Genomic DNA, 405 nt, shown 5'->3' with positions numbered 1-405 from the left:
GTGTGACATCTCAGACTTCTCTACTTTATTTCGATCCGCATCACAGCTTGTCCTTAGAGAGAAAAGCATTTCACTCTTCTCAAGACTTACTGCTTGCACGCACATTTCCATCAGTGCGCATCTGGTAGCCTCCTGCGTCCCTCCATCGGTCAAACGCATTACAACTGGTACAGGAATCTCAACCTGTTAGCCATCGACTACGCTTCTCAGCCTCGCCTTAGGTCCCGACTAACCCTGGGTGGACGAGCCTTCCCCAGGAAACCTTAGTCATTCGGTGGACAGGATTCTCACCTGTCTTTCGCTACTCATACCGGCATTCTCACTTCTAAGCGCTCCAACAGTCCTCACGGTCTGCCTTCATTGCCCTTAGAACGCTCTCCTATCACGCCACCTAATGGTGGCATC

Annotated in this window: 1 rRNA gene; it reads right to left on the bottom strand. The window is 51.1% G+C overall.

What is annotated here, in order from left to right:
• Nucleotides 1-405: ribosomal RNA gene (locus C1I98_RS46840) — 23S ribosomal RNA — on the bottom strand; the annotation flags it as partial.

The sequence above is a fragment of the Spongiactinospora gelatinilytica genome, from assembly GCF_003236385.1.
Lineage (GTDB): Bacteria > Actinomycetota > Actinomycetes > Streptosporangiales > Streptosporangiaceae > Spongiactinospora > Spongiactinospora gelatinilytica.
Note: the sequence above shows the minus strand (reverse complement) of the source record. Positions and strands in the feature narration are given on the sequence as shown.